Annotated in this window: 14 protein-coding genes; 10 read left to right on the top strand and 4 right to left on the bottom strand. The window is 55.7% G+C overall.

Annotated elements, in window-relative coordinates:
- The first annotated feature begins 8 nt into the window (after window positions 1-8).
- From ACFO1S_RS11185 to ACFO1S_RS11170, 4 genes are all read left to right on the top strand, one after another.
- On the top strand, window positions 9-1,994 hold the full coding sequence (locus ACFO1S_RS11185) for a GDSL-type esterase/lipase family protein (protein ID WP_204605774.1): 1,986 nt from the start codon (window positions 9-11) through the stop codon (window positions 1,992-1,994).
- Between the two features lie 254 nt (window positions 1,995-2,248).
- Complete coding sequence (locus tag ACFO1S_RS11180) at window positions 2,249-3,010, top strand: MBL fold metallo-hydrolase (protein WP_378126783.1); 762 nt, start codon at window positions 2,249-2,251, stop codon at window positions 3,008-3,010.
- Window positions 3,011-3,262: 252 nt separating this feature from the next.
- Window positions 3,263-3,685, top strand: a complete 423-nt coding sequence (locus ACFO1S_RS11175) for a MarR family winged helix-turn-helix transcriptional regulator (RefSeq protein WP_204605775.1) — start codon at window positions 3,263-3,265, stop codon at window positions 3,683-3,685.
- A 119-nt stretch (window positions 3,686-3,804) separates the two neighbouring features.
- Window positions 3,805-4,827 carry an NADH:flavin oxidoreductase/NADH oxidase gene (locus tag ACFO1S_RS11170; protein WP_204605776.1) on the top strand — a complete coding sequence of 341 codons (1,023 nt, stop codon included), beginning with the start codon at window positions 3,805-3,807 and terminating at the stop codon, window positions 4,825-4,827.
- A 465-nt stretch (window positions 4,828-5,292) separates the two neighbouring features.
- Here ACFO1S_RS11170 and ACFO1S_RS11165 read toward each other — a convergent pair whose 3' ends face one another.
- On the bottom strand, window positions 5,293-6,582 hold the full coding sequence (locus tag ACFO1S_RS11165) for a DHHW family protein (RefSeq protein WP_204605777.1): 1,290 nt from the start codon (window positions 6,580-6,582) through the stop codon (window positions 5,293-5,295).
- A 28-nt stretch (window positions 6,583-6,610) separates the two neighbouring features.
- Window positions 6,611-8,017 carry an MBOAT family O-acyltransferase gene (locus ACFO1S_RS11160; RefSeq protein WP_204605778.1) on the bottom strand — a complete coding sequence of 469 codons (1,407 nt, stop codon included), beginning with the start codon at window positions 8,015-8,017 and terminating at the stop codon, window positions 6,611-6,613.
- Between the two features lie 215 nt (window positions 8,018-8,232).
- Here ACFO1S_RS11160 and spoIIP point away from each other — a divergent pair, with 215 nt between their 5' ends.
- The 6 genes from spoIIP (at window position 8,233) to ACFO1S_RS11130 (ending at window position 13,326) form a co-directional block, all read left to right on the top strand.
- A complete protein-coding gene (spoIIP, locus tag ACFO1S_RS11155; protein WP_204605779.1) occupies window positions 8,233-9,417 on the top strand; it encodes a stage II sporulation protein P in 1,185 nt (394 codons plus the stop codon).
- 18 nt (window positions 9,418-9,435) lie between these two features.
- Complete coding sequence (locus ACFO1S_RS11150) at window positions 9,436-9,564, top strand: hypothetical protein (RefSeq protein WP_378126780.1); 129 nt, start codon at window positions 9,436-9,438, stop codon at window positions 9,562-9,564.
- Between the two features lie 245 nt (window positions 9,565-9,809).
- Window positions 9,810-10,718 (top strand): helix-turn-helix transcriptional regulator, encoded by a 909-nt coding sequence (locus tag ACFO1S_RS11145; protein ID WP_204605803.1) that lies wholly within the window; start codon window positions 9,810-9,812, stop codon window positions 10,716-10,718.
- Window positions 10,719-10,720: 2 nt separating this feature from the next.
- The gene (locus tag ACFO1S_RS11140; protein WP_204605780.1) at window positions 10,721-11,548 is read left to right on the top strand and encodes an SDR family NAD(P)-dependent oxidoreductase; all 828 of its coding nucleotides are present in this window, start codon (window positions 10,721-10,723) and stop codon (window positions 11,546-11,548) included.
- An 18-nt stretch (window positions 11,549-11,566) separates the two neighbouring features.
- Window positions 11,567-12,520, top strand: coding sequence for an ABC transporter ATP-binding protein (locus ACFO1S_RS11135; protein WP_204605781.1), 954 nt, complete (start codon window positions 11,567-11,569; stop codon window positions 12,518-12,520).
- Complete coding sequence (locus ACFO1S_RS11130; RefSeq protein WP_204605782.1) at window positions 12,517-13,326, top strand: ABC transporter permease; 810 nt, start codon at window positions 12,517-12,519, stop codon at window positions 13,324-13,326. The genes ACFO1S_RS11135 and ACFO1S_RS11130 overlap by 4 nt, the downstream gene beginning before the upstream one ends.
- Before the next feature lie 122 nt (window positions 13,327-13,448).
- Here the strand turns inward: ACFO1S_RS11130 and ACFO1S_RS11125 are convergent, their stop codons facing one another.
- Both ACFO1S_RS11125 and ACFO1S_RS11120 read right to left on the bottom strand, forming a co-directional pair.
- Window positions 13,449-17,897: an AAA family ATPase gene (locus ACFO1S_RS11125; protein ID WP_204605783.1), complete on the bottom strand. Its 4,449-nt coding sequence runs from the start codon at window positions 17,895-17,897 to the stop codon at window positions 13,449-13,451.
- Between the two features lie 56 nt (window positions 17,898-17,953).
- Window positions 17,954-18,289, bottom strand: a complete 336-nt coding sequence (locus ACFO1S_RS11120; protein ID WP_204605784.1) for a hypothetical protein — start codon at window positions 18,287-18,289, stop codon at window positions 17,954-17,956.
- Window positions 18,290-18,449 lie beyond the last annotated feature (160 nt).

The following is an 18,449-nucleotide window of genomic DNA, read 5'->3' as shown; positions in this document are numbered from 1 at the left end:
TTGCGAGCATGACGGAGCTTGTCCGCAAATTCAATTTTACCGATCGGCCCAAGCCCGGTTACCGATCCGTCGTCCATGACGAGAACAATGGCGCGCCGCTGTACGATCCGGCCGTCGGATACGGATTCGTGGACGAGACGTGCGCGCTTCCGCCCAGAAGCGTTCATGCCGGGGGCATTACGTCGGACGGAACGGGCTTCTATCTCACGGATACGGCGTTCGAGGCCGAACAGGGCTTCGAGGGCGACCACTACAACCGTTACGGCATGGCGTTTCGGATCGACGCGCCGCCCGGCGCGTACCGGATTCGCGTCAATACCGCATCGGAAGCCGAGCATACGACAGTATCGGTATCCGGCATGCATGCCGACCGTTTGGTACAAGACGGCTATTGGGACGCGGCGAAACGGCTGCCTATCCGATTCAAGGCCGACAGGGCAGGCAGGGAGTGGACGTATACGTATGTGAACGGCCTGAATACGATCGATATTGAGATCGAGCCTAGCACAGTCGGCGTTCCCGTCGGGCTGGAGGAAATTGCGCTTGAGCCGGTGCCTCCGCAGGAACGGGCTGCCGGAAGCATTCCGACGATTTTCCTCCTGGGCGATTCGACGGTCAAAACCTACACCTTCGACGAGGCGCCGATGAGCGGCTGGGGACAGATTATCGGAGCTCTGTTCGATCCGGGTCATGTGAACGTCGTGAACTATTCGATGGGCGGTCGCTCGTTCAAAAACTCGTATTGGGAAGGCCGCCTGAACGAGATTCTGCTCGCGGGCCGCGTCGGCGACTACATCCTCATTCAGTTCGGACATAACGATGAAAGCTATGACGAGCATAGACGTTTCGGCAGAGGGTCCAGCGAAGCCATGTACGAGACCTATATGACGGAGATTTATCTTCCGGCCATCCGCTCCAGAGGAATGATTCCGGTCATGGTCACGCCGATGTCGAGAGTCGACGGGGATGCGCCTGCTCAGGTCTTTACGAATTCTTTCGTCGTTCGTAAGTTTCCCGCGCTGATGAAGAGATTGGCCGAGGCGGCCGGGATTACGCTCATCGACTTGAATACCGAAAGCTTGAAGTATTACAACGAAATCGGGACAGACGCGACGACGGCCGTCTTCATGTCGATCGAAGCGGGGGAAACGCCCGGGAAGACGAACGACGGGAGCTATGCCAACGGCCATCCGGCGAACAAGATCGACGGGACGCATTACAAGGAAGCGCTGGCCAAGCAATTCGCCCGCATCGTCGCGACCGGGATAATCGGAGAGGGCCAGGCCGGGGACCGCACGGCGGCAGCCATCGCTTCGTATCTGCATAGCGGCGTAAGACGGGCGGCTTCAACGGGCGATTGGTCGGCGATCTTTCCCGAAATGACGGGGGATACGACAGTCGGCGAAGACGCCTACTACCGCAATCAGATCGAGAAGCTGATTCAATTGGGCGTCATGGGCAAGGATCGAAACGGAAATTTCCGTCCGCGCGAGACAATGACCGCGAAGGCGTTTATCCATGCGTTGTCCCGGCTGTTGGATGTGAGCATGACGATTTTCTCCGGTTATCCGGAGGGGGAGCTGAAGCGGGAGACGATGGGCGCCATTCTGGCCGACGCGTATCGGGCCTCATTCGCCGAGAAGCCGAAATTCATGACGGATTACAACGGAACGGCCGTCGTACCCGGCGATCCCGGCTATGATTCCAATCTGGATTCGGATACGAAGAACGCGATGTATTATCCGCTCGTATCCTTTCGGCAGCTGTCCGACACGGCGGCGATTGACCCCGGGTTGATGGCCAAAGTGAAAGAGGCCTACGAGCTTGGGCTGATCCGTTCGGAGGAAGGGATCGCGAGAGGCAGGATGAAGAACGGTACGGAATTGGAGCCCAAAGCGGTCGTTACCCGGGCCAAGGCGGCCAAAGCGCTTTACTTTATGTGGGTGCTGGCGCAAAATGTCCAGGAAGAGAATCATGCGTCCTCATTGAAATAGCATGGAAGCCCCAACGCCGTTCTAGCGCTCTTGAGCGCCAGGGCGGCGTTTATTCGCATAGCGAATCCCCAAATGAGGGAGGCGGAAAATCGATCGGGATTCGTGACTAATGAACGCCCGGCAAACAAATAGGTGGAACGCCTTTTTTCATATTGACAAATAAATATTTTTGTGTTATAATAATTATTTTATGTATTTACTGAATGATTTTTATCTGTTACGATTCCCTCTATGACAAATAGGGAGGGAATGCAATGAAACCCGATACCGAGATCATCATGTTAACGGTAACTGCGGAATTGATGGGAAAGCAAGAAGGTGTGCACCCCGTATTGATCAGACTTGAAGGGAAATATATGCTGGTCGACACGGCCTATCCCGGCCAATGGCCGCTCTTGAGACAAGCGATGGCCGAAGCATCCGTCACGCCGCAGGAGATCAACCGCGTGCTGATCACGCATCAGGATTTGGACCATATCGGCTGTCTTCCCGCCTTGCTGGAGGAGTTGGCCGTCACGGGGCGTCCGCTTGTCGTCGCTCCCGCACTGGAAAAGCCCTATATCGAGGGGAGTCGGCGACTATTGAAGCTGACGCCGGAGGCGGTCGAGCAGGCCGTAAGTCAGCTGCCCCCCAGCATCCCTTCGGCGTGGCGCGATGCTTTCCGGCGGACGCTGGAGCATCCGCCGACGGCGAACGTAGACTGCAGCATTGACGGCACCGAGGAGCGGCCCTATGAGGGCGGACTTGTGATCGTTCCGACGCCGGGACATACCCCGGGACATATCAGCCTGTACCATTCGGCTAGCCGGACGCTTATTGCGGCAGACGCCTTGCGCATCGAGAATGGAGTGCTGCTGCCGCCGGCTCCCGAGCTTTGCTCCGATTACGAGGAGGCGCTGCGCTCGATTGAGCGATTGCAGTTAATCGACATCGCCCGTATCATCTGCTTCCATGGCGGACTGTACGAGAAGGGTGATATCCGCGAGCGTCTTGAGGAGCTTCCGGCATTGGTTTAGCATGACAAGGCCCCGCCGAGGTCAGGATGCAGCATGATTTCGGCGGCGGTCGCACGCTCTTGATGCGGACTGGGTGCACATCCTATTTTGCCCTCTCATGGGTCTTCTGCCATTCCAGAACATCGTATAGCGCAAGCTTCGGTCCGAGCGTTTTGTTCGTTTTAACAAGATCTATGATATATTATTTTTACTAAAGCAAGCTTTGACAGGCCAGTGCTGTCCCAGTTGAACCAGAGGCGGGTGACTGTAGCAATGACAAATAATAACGAGTTGCTGGATATTTGGCTGTCCGTGTCTCATATTCAATCCCATATCGACGATGAGCTGGAGCAGGCGCTGCAGCAGCAATATAAGCTGTCCTTGAAGGAATTTTATGCTCTCAGCTTCCTATCCCAAACCGAGGAGAAGCAGTTGCGATTGCAGCAGCTTCAGGAGATGGTGGGATTAAGCCAAAGCGCCATTTCCAGGCTCGTGGACCGAATGGAGGCCAAAAGCTGCGGAGCTTTGCAAAGACATGTCTGTGCGGACGATCGCAGAGGCATCTATACGCGTATTACCGAAATAGGCGAGGATAAGCTGCGGAGAGCGCGCGAAACCTTTAATCAAGTGCTGCAGTCGGCTCTTCGCAAGGACGATATGAAATCCGGGCTTCAGGCGCTTGTGGAGAAGCTCTGATTAGGACGGATCACCTCCTACAAGGAATCGAGTTTGACAAAGTCCATAAACATGTTAATATATATGCGTGCGCATGCATTTTAAATTATTCGAATGCACTGAAGAGAGGAGTTTGACTCATGAAAGATATATTCAGCCCTTATCGGATTAAGGGGATGGAATTAAAGAACCGTATTGTGATGTCTCCTATGTGCCAGTATTCGGTCGACAAGAAGGACGGCGTTGCGACCGACTGGCATTATTTGCACTATGTAAGCCGTGCGATTGGCGGCACGGGCTTTATTATAATTGAAATGACGGATGTAGAGCCGGATGGGCGTATTTCCGATTATGATCTTGGCTTGTGGTCGGATGATCAGATTCCGGCTTTGAAGAGAATTGTGGACGCCTGCCATAGCTACGGCGCCAAAGTGGGAATTCAGATTGCGCACGCGGGTCGTAAAGCGGAGGATGCGGAGGTTCCGGTAGCGCCGTCAGCGATTGCCTTCAATGAAAGCTCCAAGCAGCCCAGAGCGCTCTCTACGGAAGAGGTGAAAGGTCTGGTGGAGAAATTCCGCTCGGCCGCAGCCCGTGCGGTCAAGGCCGGCTTCGACGCCATTGAAATTCACGGCGCTCACGGATATCTCATCCATCAATTTCATTCTCCCCTCACCAACAAGAGGGAGGATGAATATGGCCAAGACCTCACCCGATTTGGACGGGAGGTTATCGAGGCGGTCAAGGCAGAGATGCCGGAGCATATGCCGCTCCTGATGCGCATCTCCGCCAAGGAATACGTAGAAGGCGGGTACGGTCTTCAAGAAAGCATCGCCTTCGCTCAGAAGTACCGGAAAGCGGGAGTCGATATGTTTGATGTCTCGTCGGGCGGCGAAGGGCCGATTACGGCATGGGGCAGACCGGGCAGCCATGCGGCGTATCAAGTTCCGTTGGCCCGGGAAATCAAGCAGGCTCTTGATCTTCCGGTCATCGCCGTAGGAAGGCTCGACGATCCGATTCTGGCGAACGCAGTCATCGGCAATGAAGATGCCGATCTGGTCGCAGTGGGCAGAGGGATGCTAAGAAATCCTTACTGGGCGCTGGAAGCAGCAGCAAGCTTAAAAATGGAAACGTCGGTACCCAGACAGTATGCGACAGGCTTTTAAGATCGGAAAATTCGAGTGCTAGCAGAGGCTGACTCAAAGGTAGTTAAGATCACTTACGAATCACCTCACCTTGATTAAAAATAATGCTTAAACAACAAAAATGTTGGTACAGGGATTATTCCTGTACCAACATTTTTTTGTTTTTGGTCAACTGCTGCTTTCTTGAGGAGGTTGTGCGCAAGTGAAAGCCACCCGACCTCTAAGTTTACTTCTTTTTGCATTTCTGTGGGCTTTTTCTTCCCTCAATCGATGAAAAAAGAGGGCATGTATCTCCTGAAGGAGCGGAGCGTTGGCCTTTGCAGTCGTGAAATTTCCTCGTTACGAGTTTACAAATTCAAAATTTCACGAATGCAACAGCCACCGGAAGGGGATACATGCCCGCAAAACCATAATCGATATAAAAAAACCAGTAAGACGCGCTACCCTTCGGATAATCAGGCTCCGTATGGCGAGAGGATTTCCTCCTCATTCCTCCCGGACGGATTTCTCGAAATTGTAGGTATCGCTGAACAGATTGTCGTCATGGAACGCGATGAGGAGGAGATCGAAGCGTTCGCTCGTCAACACCTGCCGCAGGCTGAATTCCGAATAATATCGGCTGTCCATCACGGTGAGCTTATTGAAATGCCGAGCCAAGTACGGCGTAAGGGGGTTCATGAAGGAATCCTTCAGCAGAAGCACATTCAAGGAATTGCCCGCATTTGAATTTTCGTATGTGATCATCCGCCTGTCGCCGCCGTATATTTTGCCGTAGGAGTAGGTGCTTCGGCCCCTTTTGAAGCCGTAAAAATCGTTAAAGCCGGTAAGGAGCCGTTGCCCGTCTTTGTCAATGACTTCAAAACGGTCAAACTCAAACGGCGCTTTGGGCTCGTAAATGACCGTTCTATCGGCTTTCCGGGGATTGACGGCATAATTGATTTGAGAGTTGTAGCTGCCTTCGAAGCTGCCGGTGGACAGCCGGGACACCCGAATATCGCTCAAAGAAAGAGGCTGGCCTTCGAATTTGCTCGACTTTGCGGAGAGCTGAGAGATCATCTCCTGGTAGGCGGCAAAGGCGCCTTTTATATTCCAATGATGATCGGTTTCGAAGTACAGCTCTTCAAGCTGCGCCCTTGTATAGGCATCGAATCGGTCCCCGATATTCACGACGTTCATCTCCTTGTGGAGCTTGGACAGGAAATAAGCTTTGGATCGGGCATACGCATCGGTTTGCATAGAAGTAGGATACAAGTGCATCAGCGCCTTCGTTCTCGACGGGTTAAAGATGAAAAACGTTTCGGTATGCCGCTCGTTGGCAAAGAGGACCGCGTCGTTTAATTTGGCCGCGGCTTCGTCGATTCGATCGGTGTGGACGACCGGGTCGGTTGCCGGCAGAATCCATTTGCGATTGGTGACCACGAGGTTGGATATGAGGCGCGAATCTTTGATCCGGGTGCCGTCCTCGGGCGCATGCGGCTCCTTGGCGCGAAGCAGATTCTCGAACAGCATGGAGTTAAACAGAGCGGAGTTTTGCTGAAGCTGATAGAGCCGCACCATTTGATCGCGTATGACGAGTTGGTCGTTAACATACTGGTTCATGTCCTCGAAGAAGGTGCGATTCGCGATCGCTTCCATGCTGAGGGCGGGCGGCTTGCTCAAGGCTCTGTTTTCGGCGGTGGAGAACTCCTGGTCCGGCGTAAGGACGCTGGCAACGGCAAAGCCGAAAATAATCGCCAGGAAGGCGGCCATGTAGGCGATGGAGGTCGATTTGTTCACTTCGTTAGCAGCTCCTGATGTCGATAGATTAGAACCTGAAATACAAGAACGGGTTATAGGTAGAACTGACCAGATATAAAATCACCTCTGCAAAAAGAAAGAAGGTGAGCAGGAAGGTGGCGGCTGTTCGCGCGAAGTCGTGCGCCTTGCCGAGCCGCAGCTTCTGAAGCTTAGGGTATACCGGCGCGGCAACCACGATAGCTGCGGCAAAGTGGAGCCAGTTCATGGAGAGCAGCGAGAGCGCCTGCGAATCGAAAATTTCGTTGCCGCGGGAGTAGAACATTGCCGCAAGGAAATCCGTTGCATAGCTGAAGCTGTCGGCGCGGAAGAACACCCAGCCAACCATGACAAGCACCAGAACGTAAGCATGGTTTAGCGGGTATATCCTCGCGAGCCTCTTTTCGAGCCCCGCTTTTTCTGCGGCGATCAACGCGCCGTAGTAGATGCCCCAGCAAATAAAGGTCCAGCTGGCCCCATGCCAGAATCCCGTCAGCGTCCATACGATGAGCAAGTTGCGGTACATTTTCCAGGGAGCGGTTCTGTTGCCGCCCAGCGGAATATACACATAATCCCGGAACCAGCTGCCAAGGGAAATATGCCAGCGCCTCCAGAACTCGGTGACGCTCTTGGCGACGTAAGGATAATTAAAGTTTTCCGCGAATTCGAAGCCGAACATTTTCCCCAGACCGATCGCCATATCGCTGTAGCCCGAGAAGTCGAAATAGATTTGCAGAGTATACGCGATAATGCCGATCCACGCGCTGCCGGTCGACAAATCCGCTGCGGAGGCGGCAAACACGGTATCGGCAACGGAGCCGAGCGGGTTGGCCAGAATCACTTTTTTGGACAGGCCCAGAATGAACCGCCGAATGCCTTCGGCGAATTGGACGGAGGAAAATACCCGTTTGCTAAGCTGAGCGGCGACAGCATTGTAGCGAATAATCGGACCGGCGACGAGCTGCGGAAAAAACGTAATGTACAGCGACAGGCTGAACAAATTGCGCTGCGCTTGCTCCTTCCTCCGATAGACGTCGATCAGATAGCTGAGCGCATGAAACGTATAGAAGGAAATTCCGATAGGCAGCGGCACCGGCTTGAGGTACAGATCGGTATGCAGAGCGGAATTCAGGAAGTCTACCAGGAAGTTGGCGTATTTATAGAAACCTAGCAGTCCGAGATTGGCGATTATGGCGAACGTTAAGATTGCGCTGCGTTTTTTTTCGCGATTTTTCGCTTGGTCGATCCAGATCCCGTAGCCATAGTTCATGAGAATAGACACGATCATAAGCGCGACATAACGGGGCTCGCCCCATGCGTAGAAGATCAGGCTGAAAATCAATAGAATCGCATTTTTGCATTTAAACGGGACGGCGAAATAGAGTGCGAGAACAAGCGGCAGAAAGCAAAACAAAAATAGCACCGAGCTGAAAACCAAAACGTGTTTCCTCCTAGAAGAAGATCAGCGAGATTTCTTGTAAACGGTCAGTCTATTATAACGGGATAAGAAACGCAAGTCGGCTTGCACTTTCTTCCAGGAGCTTTCCCGATTCTCTCTTGCCTCTGAAGTTTATTCCAAAAAGAGAAGGGTTTCCCTCAAAGGCTGTCGAAAAAAAACATTACGATTATTTTCGACAGAGGAGAGAGTCAGCTTTGTTCTTACGTAAAACAGCCCTGAGCTCAACCGTGTGCGCCCTGCTGCTGTTGGCCGCATACGCTCCAGCCTATGGGGCTCCTCAAACCGATTCGCTTCAAGAACCCATCAGCATAGAAGAGCAGGCAGCGCCGAGAAGCAAGGCGGTCGAAGGGGCCGCCGTAGTCAATATCGTGGATGTGACCAATCTGCGAAGCGGTCCTGGACTTGAATATGAGATCGTGGCGAAGGCGATGCCGGGGGAGTCGTATCCCGTCGTCGGTCTGGAGGGGGAGTGGCATCAAGTCGCGCTTCCAAGCGGGGATACCGCATATGTCGCCGGCTGGGTCGTGGAATACGACGTACTGGTGTACTACGCGCATATTGTCGAGGTTACGAATCTGCGAAGCGGTCCCGGGCTCGACTATAAGATTGTCGGGAAAGGCAAGGCAGGGGATTCGTTTCAAATTCTAGGGTCCGAGGGGGAATGGTATCAAGTCGCGCTGTCGAACGGCGCTATCGCTTATGTCGCCGCCTGGGTCGTTCAGACCGATACCGATCCGCAGCAGTCGCCCCAAAAAGTGTATATCTACCATACTCATAATCGCGAATCCTGGAAAAACGTCGCACGCAACACGAACGGCACGTCCTTCGACGACCCGGTTACGAACATTACGAAGGTTGGCGAGCATTTGGGAGCGATGCTGCAAAAGAAAGGAATTCCGTCGCTTGTCAGCAAGGACGACATTACCGAGAAGCTGAAGGCGCAGAAGCTCAGTTTCTCTTACTCGTACTCGGAATCTCGTAAAAGCGTCAAGAAGGCGATGGAGGCCCATCCGTCCTTGAGCTATTTCTTCGACATCCATCGCGATTCCGACGTTCCTCGCAAAAATACGACGGTGACCATCAAGGATAAATCCTATGCGCGAATTCTGTTCGTGATCGGGACGGCTCATCCTAACTATGCTGCGAACAAAAAGCTGGCCGAAGAGCTGAACAAGCGGTTGAACAAAATATATCCGGGACTGTCCCGCGGCGTCATTGCCAAAAGCGCGCATCAAGGCAACGGGGAATACAATCAGTCCGTTTCTCCCGGCAGTCTGCTGATGGAAATCGGCGGCGTAAACAATACGCTGGAGGAGAGCCTGCTGACAGCGGAGGCGTTCGCGGATGTATTCGCGGACTATTATAAATCGGTTAAATAATTAAGAGGCTCGCGCCTGATGGACGGCGGCCCCCGTACAGCGAGCTTCAGCTTCGGGATCAGCGGCTTGCCTCTGGACACGTACCTTGTGAAATATTCCTACGGCGGCCCGTTGATGGATCTTACGATTACGAGCGTCGGCTTCTAAGCCGCTCTCATTAGAACTGCGAACCGGGAGAGGGATACTTTGAAAAAAGTGCCCTTTCCCGGTTTTTTTGCGCTTATAATCGGATTTATCAGAGTACGGAGACTGTGCATGCGCGAGCGTAGCGCAATTCCAGCCCTTAACGAAACAGCCCTCAGGCAACCCTGACAACCTTGTTGTCAGGATTCGTGAAGTAGGCTTGATCTAGGATCATCCGCACAAGATTGTCGGCAGAGGAGGCGGCGGCAATAAGACTGGATCGATTGCTTGGAATTACGCTGGAGCTGATGGCTCAACAAAGGGTAAGCGCACCGGAGCTGGCCGCCAAATTCGAAGTATCCGTTCGGACTATCTATCGCGATGTCGACCTGATCAATCAGGCGGGCATTCCGGTTGCTTCGTTCGCCGGAGCGGACGGCGGCTTTGAGCTGATGAACGGATATTTGCTGACGCGGCAATATTTCTCTGTCGAAGACTTGTCGGTGATCTATACGCTGTTGAAGGCGCTGGAGGGAGCGATGGGCAACGCTGCCGCAGCTGCTATGCGGAAGCTGATCAGTCTGCACCCGGCGTTGGCGGGCGAGGGAGCTCGCGAAGCCGTCATTCTCAGCATGGGTACGGCGGAGCGCGAGCGGGACATCGTTCAGCATTTGTTTCAGGCTGTGCGGCAATCCCGCGTGGTCGAGCTGGCGTATGCCAGCTTGTCCGGCACACTAACGGAGCGGAGCGTGGAGCCGGTAAATCTGCTATGGGAGAGAGGCGTCTGGTACCTGGAGGGATATTGTCGCTTGCGCCGGGCGAGACGGTATTTCCGCATATCGCGCATCATTCGTCTCGAATTGACGGAGTCGAGGTTTGCGGATCGACCGGTTCTAAGGGAGACGGAGCAGGAGGAAGCGCAAGGTATACGGGCTCATCTTCGCTTCGCTTTGTCGGCGCGGACGCGCGTGCTTGAGCAATTTCCGGGGGAGTGCGCGTATCTGGGGGATTGGCTCGACGTGCATACGACCTTCTATAAGAAGGAGTATGCGCTGTCGGTCATTGCCAGCTACGGAACGGATGTCCGGATCGTCTCACCGGCCGAGCTGCGGGATGAGGTCATCGCCCATATCGAAGCCATTCGCCAACATTATGCGAACAAAGAAGAAGGAGATTAAAGATGACGATTTTGGTGACAGGAGCAACAGGGACGGTAGGGCGGCATGTAACCGAACTGTTGGTGAAGCGGGGCGCGAATGTGCGAGCGTTAACGCGCAATCCCGAGCGAGCGGAAAGATTGCTTCCGCAAGGCGTATCGATCGCCTCGGGCGATCTGATGAAGCCCGAAACGCTGGAGGCCGCCGTGCAGGGCGCAGAGGCTATGTTCCTGATCGTCTCCAGCGACGAGCCTAACGCCGATCTCAATACGGACCCGGAGGTTGTGCGGCTTGCGGAAGCGGCAGGCGTGAAACGAGTGGTTGTGTTGGTCGGTTACGAGGAGGGCCCGGTGGAGGAAACGCTGCAAGCCGGCCGCATGCAGTGGACGCTGGTGAAGCCGGCCGAATTCATGGCCAATGTGCTGGCGGATTGGGGAGAGATGATCCGTGCGGACGGCGCGGTGCAGGAATTTAACGGAGACGCGCTCAGCGCCCGCGTACACGAAGGAGACATCGCCGCTGTCGCCGTCGAGGCGCTGCTGGAGGACGGGCACCATGGTCGAACGTATGCGCTGACCGGGCCGGAGGCGTTGACGCGCAAGGAGGCGGTGCGCTTGATCGCGGCCGCAATGGACAGGGGCATTCCGTTCGTCGAGCTGTCTGAGGAGGAGGCGCGGCGGAACTGGCGGGATCAAGGCTACGACGAGGAGAGCGTGGATTTTTTCGTTCAGATGGCCGTCAATACGCCTGAGGCGGGCTACACCGTTCTACCGACGGTCGAACAGGTGCTCGGCCGACCGGCTCGCACGTTCGCGCAATGGGCGAAGGAGCATCGTCGCGAATTTGGATGAACGGGGCGGGGAGCGGACATGAGGTATGCAATTGAGACGCACGATTTGAGGAAATCGTTTGGAACCTACGAGGCGGTGCAAGGAGTGGATCTGACCGTCCGGCAAGGAGAAATATTCGCGCTGCTCGGCCCGAATGGCGCCGGCAAGACGACCGTTATCCGCATGCTGACGACACTGCTGAGGCCGGATGGCGGATCGGCGCGCGTCCTCGGCTGCGATGTCGCGACGGACGCCGGACAGGTTAGGAGGCGGATTGGTATCACGGGCCAATCCGCAGCGTTGGACGAGGGGCTGACCGGGCGTCAGAACTTGCTCCTGTTCGCCGGACTTTCCGGGCATTCTCTCAAGGAGGCCCGCGCGATGGCGGCCGAACTGCTCGATTCGTTCGGCTTGGCGGAAGCAGGAGACCGTACGGTCTCAGCTTACTCCGGCGGCATGCGAAGACGATTGGACCTTGCTGCTGGTCTTCTCTCGCAGCCGGAGGTCCTGTTCCTGGACGAGCCGACAACCGGTCTGGATCCACAAAGCCGATATGAGCTATGGGAGACGGTTCGCCGTCTGGCGAAGCAAGGGACGACGGTGCTGCTGACGACGCAATATTTGGAAGAAGCCGATCGATTAGCCGACCGGATCGCTTTTATCTCGCAAGGGAGAATCATCGCCTCTGGCACGCCAGAGCAGCTCAAAGCCTCCACTGGCGGAAAGACGCTGACGATCCGCCTGGGGGCGGGAAGCGATCCGGCCAGCGTCTGCCGCCTGCTCGCGAACGAGCACGGACTGATTGGACAACCGAGCGAGGACGGGACGAGCGTGAAAGCGGCGGTTCAGCATGCTGCGTCGGCGCACGCCGCAATTGGCGCGCTGCTGGTTAGCCCGGCTACGATCGACGATTTTATGCTGAGCGATCCAAGTCTTGACGATGTGTTCTTCGCGTTGACCGCAGCGCGGGGGAAGGGGGAGACTTCACCATGAAGCTCACTTCGTCTTCAGGAGAGAGGGGATTGCGGCGCGGCGCGGGCAGTCTGACTGCGTCTGCGTGGTTCATGCGGAGAACGTTGTATCAGATGACCAACAACGGCTTTGGCCTCGTCGTTGAAGCAGTGCTGTCGCCGATCGTTATGCTGCTCATCTTCGCCTTCTTGCTTGGCGGGGCGATGGCCGGATCCGTCGCAGCCTACGTTCAATACCTGCTGCCGGGTATTCTGGTGCTGACAGTGGTGCCGATGACCGTATACACCGGCACGACGCTGTGCACGGACATCTCGAAGGGCGTCTACCATCGATTTCGCACAATGCCTTTCTGGCAGCCGGCGGCCGTACTTGGCTCGATTGCGGCCGAAAGCTTGCGTTATCTGGTTTCGCTGCTTGTCATTCTGACGATGGGATTTGCGCTCGGCTTTCGGCCCGACGGCGGTGCTGCGGGTACCGCCGCAGCCGCGCTGTACGTGCTTTACTTCGCCTGCGCCGTCAGCTGGGTGTTTGCATGGATCGGCAATACGGTGAAACGGCCGGAGACGGTATCGGGTACAAGCATGATGCTTGTTTATCCTCTTCTTTTCGCCAGCAGCGTCCTCGTCGACACTTCGACCATGCCCGGGTGGCTGAAGACGGCAACCGATCTGAATCCGATCAGCATCGCCGTCAATCTGACCAGGGAGCTGCTGCACGGGACGGCGGACGCAGCCGACCTTGCAGCGGGCATCGGCGTCGGTCTGCTTCTGATCGCGATCTTCGCCCCGTTGACGGTTTACGCTTACTTGAGAAGGCAACTGCGGTAAGCGCGCCTGCACAGATAGAAACAGCGGCAGTCCAGGACTTGGTATTCGGTCCGAGACTGCCGCTGTTTCCATGACCGGGCATAGCTAAGCGTGGAGAACGGCAATTCGGATCGGCGACGGCTTCATGTCAAGGAACGCTGCTCGTCTTGACCGAGCAATCTAAGCTCCTTGGCCTGCTCAATCGCTTTGAAGCGCCGATTGACCTTGAGCTTGGCGAAAATATTTTTGACATGAACCTTCACCGTTCCGACCGCAATGATCAATCGATCGGAAATTTCCTTATTGGTCAAGCCGGCTGCCAGCAGGGAGAGCACCTCCAGCTCGCGTTCCGTAAGCGGCTCCTCCATGCGGCCGGGAGAGGGGGAGGTTTCGTCCTCTAGGCCGGGTCCGGAATAAGTCGTCTCGTTTGCGCTCTGAAGCACGCACATAAGCATGCCCTGAGAAGCTATGGCAAGGAGTACGGCCATTCGATCGGAGACGAACACGCCGTCGGCCAGCCTGTTCTCTAGATAAAGCACGCCAAGCATGGTGCCATGCACCGTTATAGGAACGCACAGGGCCGATTGCGGCCGATGCTTCGCCATATAAGGGTTATGATTCAGCCAGCTCGCTTCTCCTCCATTATAGTGCACATTCTCCTGCGTACGGAACACGTATCGGATAATGCCTTCGGGCAGGAGAGTACTGTCCTGAAGCTCGGAGGGAAACGGAACGGCGCGAGTCTCCACGTCCGCGTAGGCTTGAATGCGCAGCGTGTCCTGGCTCTCCGTCAGCATAGCTCCCTTGCTTGCTCCGGCATGCTGGAGCAGGGTGCTCATGATTTCGGCAAGTACGATGTCCATATCCATCTGCTTCGATATGGCTTGAGTGGTTCTCAGCAGCGCCGTCAGATCGAAGCTGTCCGCAGTTGCCGCCTCGGCCGGGGAGCTTGCCGTATCGACCATTGAAGCGGCAGGCTCCCGGCCTGTCGGCAGCTGCTCCTTCCCGGGTACAGGGACGGCGGACTTCTCCTTCTCCCAGCTCGACAGAAGGGCTTTAAGCTGCTTGGACTTCAATAGAACTCCCCACTGCGCGTAGCCTTCAAGAGCCAGCTCCAAGTAGGCGATCGCGGATTTATACAGTCCGCGTCTTCTGTAGTGGCTGGCCGCCAGTTCCCCGGCCAGGCTGATCACCTGCGGATGGCCCTGCTCGCGCGCTTCGCGGATCGCCCCGTCGTATCGTGCTTCCGCCAATTCGGCCTGACCGGAGGCGCGCGCAAGCTCGGCCTGCAGAAGAAGCATTCTTGACCGATAATTGACGGGACTTATGGAAGCCCAATGCTTAAATCGCCGAAGGTCGCGAGACAGGCTTCTTCGCCCGGCCGCGCTTAACGGCGTCTGGACGCTCAGGGACAACGCGGCAAGCGACTTATAGAACAGGCACTCCGGAAGGTGGGGCAGATGCGTGGCGTAGGTCTCGTAGGCCGCCGCCTGCTGCGCCCAGCGGAAAGCCTCCTCCCACCGTCCCAGAAGGTAGCACAGCTGAGCCTTATAGGTATGGTACTGAAACAAGGTTGTGGAGGAAGTCTCCTCCTGGCTGATTCTAGCCAGAAAGGTCTCTTCCTCGAAGCCCTGTCCGCTGAACGAATCGGGCGCTGCCGTCCGCCCCTCCAGGGCGAGCATCCATTGCTGATACAGATACAGATTTTGCCGCACGAACTCGTCGTGGGTCGTATCGAGAACCGCCATGTAATCGGCTATCGCCCGAGCCAGTTCGCCGAGCGAGGCTCGGGTGTACAGGGAATTGACATGCGCTCCGATCGCATAGCTTGCATACACGTAGTCTCCCGAATCCATGCCGCAACGCAGCGCCTTGGCGAGATAACTCTCTCCCTCGCGGGCGTTGCCGGCGAATTGACACAGAACTCCTCCGTACATGGTATAGGTTTTGCTCTTGATAGAGTCGATATTGTAGCGCTCTGACAGCTCGACGCCTACCTTGCCGATGGCATAGCCATTCTCGAACTTGCCCGAGGAATTCCCCAGAACCATGCCGTATGCGGAATAGATAGCGGCGGACACCGGGGTGTTGCCGTATTTCAGCGACAGCTGAATCGCTCTGCACAGAATCAGGAAATAAACCTTCTTGTCGGTGAAGAAGCTGGAGGCGACGATTGCGAAGATCAGATTCATCGCGGCGATTTTCTCCGGGTCAGACATCTCCTTCAGCTCCGAGAGCCGATCGTATCGTTGCCGCAGCAGAGCCTCAATTCGCAGCCCTTCCAGAAAAAGAACCGCTTTGCCCGGGGTTGGCGCGATAAAGATATGCAGCTCACGAAGGCTGTCCAGGCCCAGGGCGGTGCCTTCCAGGTATCTGCCTTGATTGATGCACTGCATGATCCGAATCAACTGGACTTTACTTCTCTCGACCGGGTTGCGCGCGCGGTCAAGCAGAAGCTCGACGAGCTGCTCGGACGATTTCGAGTGCCCGCACAGATACTCGCATTCCGCTTGCTGGGCATGGAGCTCGAAGATGAGCTCGAAGGCCTCGTTCCAATCATTGGCCGATAAGAGCCGGGTGCCCATCCTGTAATAGCCCAGCGCCACATCGTAAGCCGAGGAGGCCTTCGCCCGATTCCCGGCATCGAGATTCATCGAGGCAAGCTGCCGCCGCTCGCGAGCGTCCATAATTGACCGGGAGCCCCGATTCAACTGGTTCACCGTCTCGAAGGCGGGCTCGCCGAGACGCTCCTCCAGTTCGCTCATCCCTCTGCCTATGCGAAGATGGAAGTCCTCCCGCACGGCCTCTTCCATGCCGCTGTAAATCAGCTTCTGAATCTGGTCATGGGCAAAGCGGTACTCGCCCGCGTCCAGCGGGACAATCATCCCATCCGCTTCGATTGCGGCCCAATCGGCCAGGGTGGCTTCCGTCTCCCGCTTGACGACGGCCGCCATTAAGCGAACGGAGAAGCTGCTGCCCACGCATGCAGCCGCCTGAAGCAGCTCCTGCGCTTCGGCCGACAGACGCTGCAGCCTGTGCGCCATCAGATCGGATATGGCGTAGCTGGATTCCCTCTCGATCATCCGTCCCAAATCCCATTGCCAGCCTCGCTTCTGGTGATTGTACAGCAGCACGCGGTCGTCCTGAAGACGATGCAGGATTTGCTTGAAGTGAAAAGGATTTCCTCCCGAGTTGTGATAGAGCAATTCCGTGAAAGACAGAGACGAATCGGCATGGTTGCTCAGCGTTTCCGCAGCCAGGCGATTCATTTGCTCCAGACTGAACGGGGCCAGATGGATATGGCGGACAACCGCTTGATTCGAGACCGTCCCATCCGCATCGTAGCCCGGCAGCCTGGTACGGTCGATTTCCGTGTGGCGATAGGCGCAGACAAGCAGCAAATATTGGACTTCCGCATCGCATAGCAACGCATGGATCAATTCCAAGGAGGAGGAATTAGCCCATTGAACATCATCGATAAAAAGAACGATCGGGCGCTCCTTCGTGGCGAGCGCCTTCACGAATTTTCGAAAGACATACAGGAAGCGCTTTTTCGATTCGTCGGCGGGAAGCTCTTCAGGGGTCGGAACATCGCCGATCAGCAATCCGATCTCGGGAATCATGCTCGCCATAAGGGGAACGTTCGCGCCCAGCGCCTCGTGGAGCTTCGTCCGCCAAAGCCCGGAGGGAGCGTGCCGCTCTCCCAGTAGGTGGCGGATTAGTCCGCGAAAGGCTTGAATAATAGGATGATAGGGACTTTCATTGGCGAATTGCTCGAATTTGCCGGTAATGTAATAGAAGTCGCGCGAGTGGAGCTGCTTGCGGAACAGCTCGTCGATCAGGCTGGTTTTGCCGATCCCCGCTTCTCCCGATACGTATACCATTTCCGTTGAGCCCAGGCATATCGAATAGAAGGCTTGCGTAAGAGTAGAAAGCTCGGCCTCTCTTCCGTGGAACGCGGCTTCTGCGGCGAACGTATCCGGGGGGCGGCCGATTTTGTCCAGCTCCGCAATCAGAAATGCGGCGCTCGGGTAACGGTTGTCCGGATTTTTCTCCAACAGCTTCATCACGATCGCGGCCAGACCATCGGGCCACGGCATTCCTTGATTCGTCAAGGGAGGGGGGCTCTGGGCGAGGTGCAGGTACACCCATTCGAGGGGATTATCGGCGGCAAAAGGCGGATGCCCGGTCAGCATTTCATAGAAAATAACGCCAAGAGAGTAGAGATCGCTTCGCTCGTCTATCGCTCGCTGCATTCTGCCCGTATTCTCGGGCGAGCAATAGGGCAGCCCCGCCTCGGGCAGGCCCAGCCCTGCCGGACGAACATACCCCTCTGCTCCGCGCTGCACGGCGTAGCCCGAATCCGACAAGCATGCGCCTTCTCCCGCAGCGGGGATCAGAATTCGCTCCGGCCTTAGATCCAGATGCAGAATGCGCCCTCGATGGAGGGCTTCCACGCTGGCGGCGATCGCCCTGGCCAGATCGAGAAACAATTCCGGACTTGGCGACGGATGGCGCTTCATAAATTCTCTAAGGGTTCTGCCGGACTCATAGAGCTGCGCTTGGCTATCGCCTGGTTTGCTTGCTGTCATTTCCAGACCCCTCTGCCGTCAAATTCCTGTGTCGTTATCTCTTTATTGTAATGAAATTAATCAAAGCTAACCAGTACTCCCGTGCATACGAGCAGGATAGCCAGAGGGATGGAATTCACGAAATAAGTAAGCTTGTACAAGCCCAAGCGATAGAAAATCCAGCCTAGCACGATTGCTGCGACGGCAACATACGGAAAGCTGTTCAAACCATAATATAAAGCCCATGAAGGCCAATGCTTCTCGGAGCCGGGGGCGTCGAAGAGCATAACGGAGAACAAGGAAAGGAACAAAGCGACGGGCAGCGCCAGAATATAGAGACTGTGACTGATTATGTTGATCAGGAATGCCCTCCGCTTGCTGGGCGAAGGAATACCGCTTGACCTCTCCGACATGACGGTTCCTCTTTTCTATCTGAAGGAATCTATTAACGCGCTGAAGCTATCGCTATCATAAATTCGGTTCGGGGAAAACGCCATACCTCTATAGAGGTAGATATGCCTTGCGGCCTTGATCCGTGTGCGGGAGAGCTAAAATATTCCTTAAGGGGTATGG

It is taken from the genome of Cohnella boryungensis (assembly GCF_042651945.1).
In the GTDB taxonomy this organism is placed as follows: domain Bacteria; phylum Bacillota; class Bacilli; order Paenibacillales; family Paenibacillaceae; genus Cohnella; species Cohnella boryungensis.
This window is presented reverse-complemented; position numbering and strand designations above follow the sequence as displayed.

Excerpts from the sequence above, each read along its gene's own strand:
- ACFO1S_RS11175 (WP_204605775.1), top strand. The coding sequence starts at position 3,263 with ATGACAAATAATAACGAGTTGCTGGATATTTGGCTGTCCGTGTCTCAT.
- ACFO1S_RS11125 (WP_204605783.1), bottom strand. The coding sequence starts at position 17,897 with ATGACAGCAAGCAAACCAGGCGATAGCCAAGCGCAGCTCTATGAGTCC.
- ACFO1S_RS11135 (WP_204605781.1), top strand. The coding sequence starts at position 11,567 with ATGAGGTATGCAATTGAGACGCACGATTTGAGGAAATCGTTTGGAACC.
- ACFO1S_RS11130 (WP_204605782.1), top strand. The coding sequence starts at position 12,517 with ATGAAGCTCACTTCGTCTTCAGGAGAGAGGGGATTGCGGCGCGGCGCG.
- ACFO1S_RS11140 (WP_204605780.1), top strand. The coding sequence starts at position 10,721 with ATGACGATTTTGGTGACAGGAGCAACAGGGACGGTAGGGCGGCATGTA.
- ACFO1S_RS11150 (WP_378126780.1), top strand. The coding sequence starts at position 9,436 with ATGGACGGCGGCCCCCGTACAGCGAGCTTCAGCTTCGGGATCAGCGGC.
- ACFO1S_RS11170 (WP_204605776.1), top strand. The coding sequence starts at position 3,805 with ATGAAAGATATATTCAGCCCTTATCGGATTAAGGGGATGGAATTAAAG.
- ACFO1S_RS11185 (WP_204605774.1), top strand. The coding sequence starts at position 9 with ATGACGGAGCTTGTCCGCAAATTCAATTTTACCGATCGGCCCAAGCCC.
- ACFO1S_RS11120 (WP_204605784.1), bottom strand. The coding sequence starts at position 18,289 with ATGTCGGAGAGGTCAAGCGGTATTCCTTCGCCCAGCAAGCGGAGGGCA.
- ACFO1S_RS11180 (WP_378126783.1), top strand. The coding sequence starts at position 2,249 with ATGAAACCCGATACCGAGATCATCATGTTAACGGTAACTGCGGAATTG.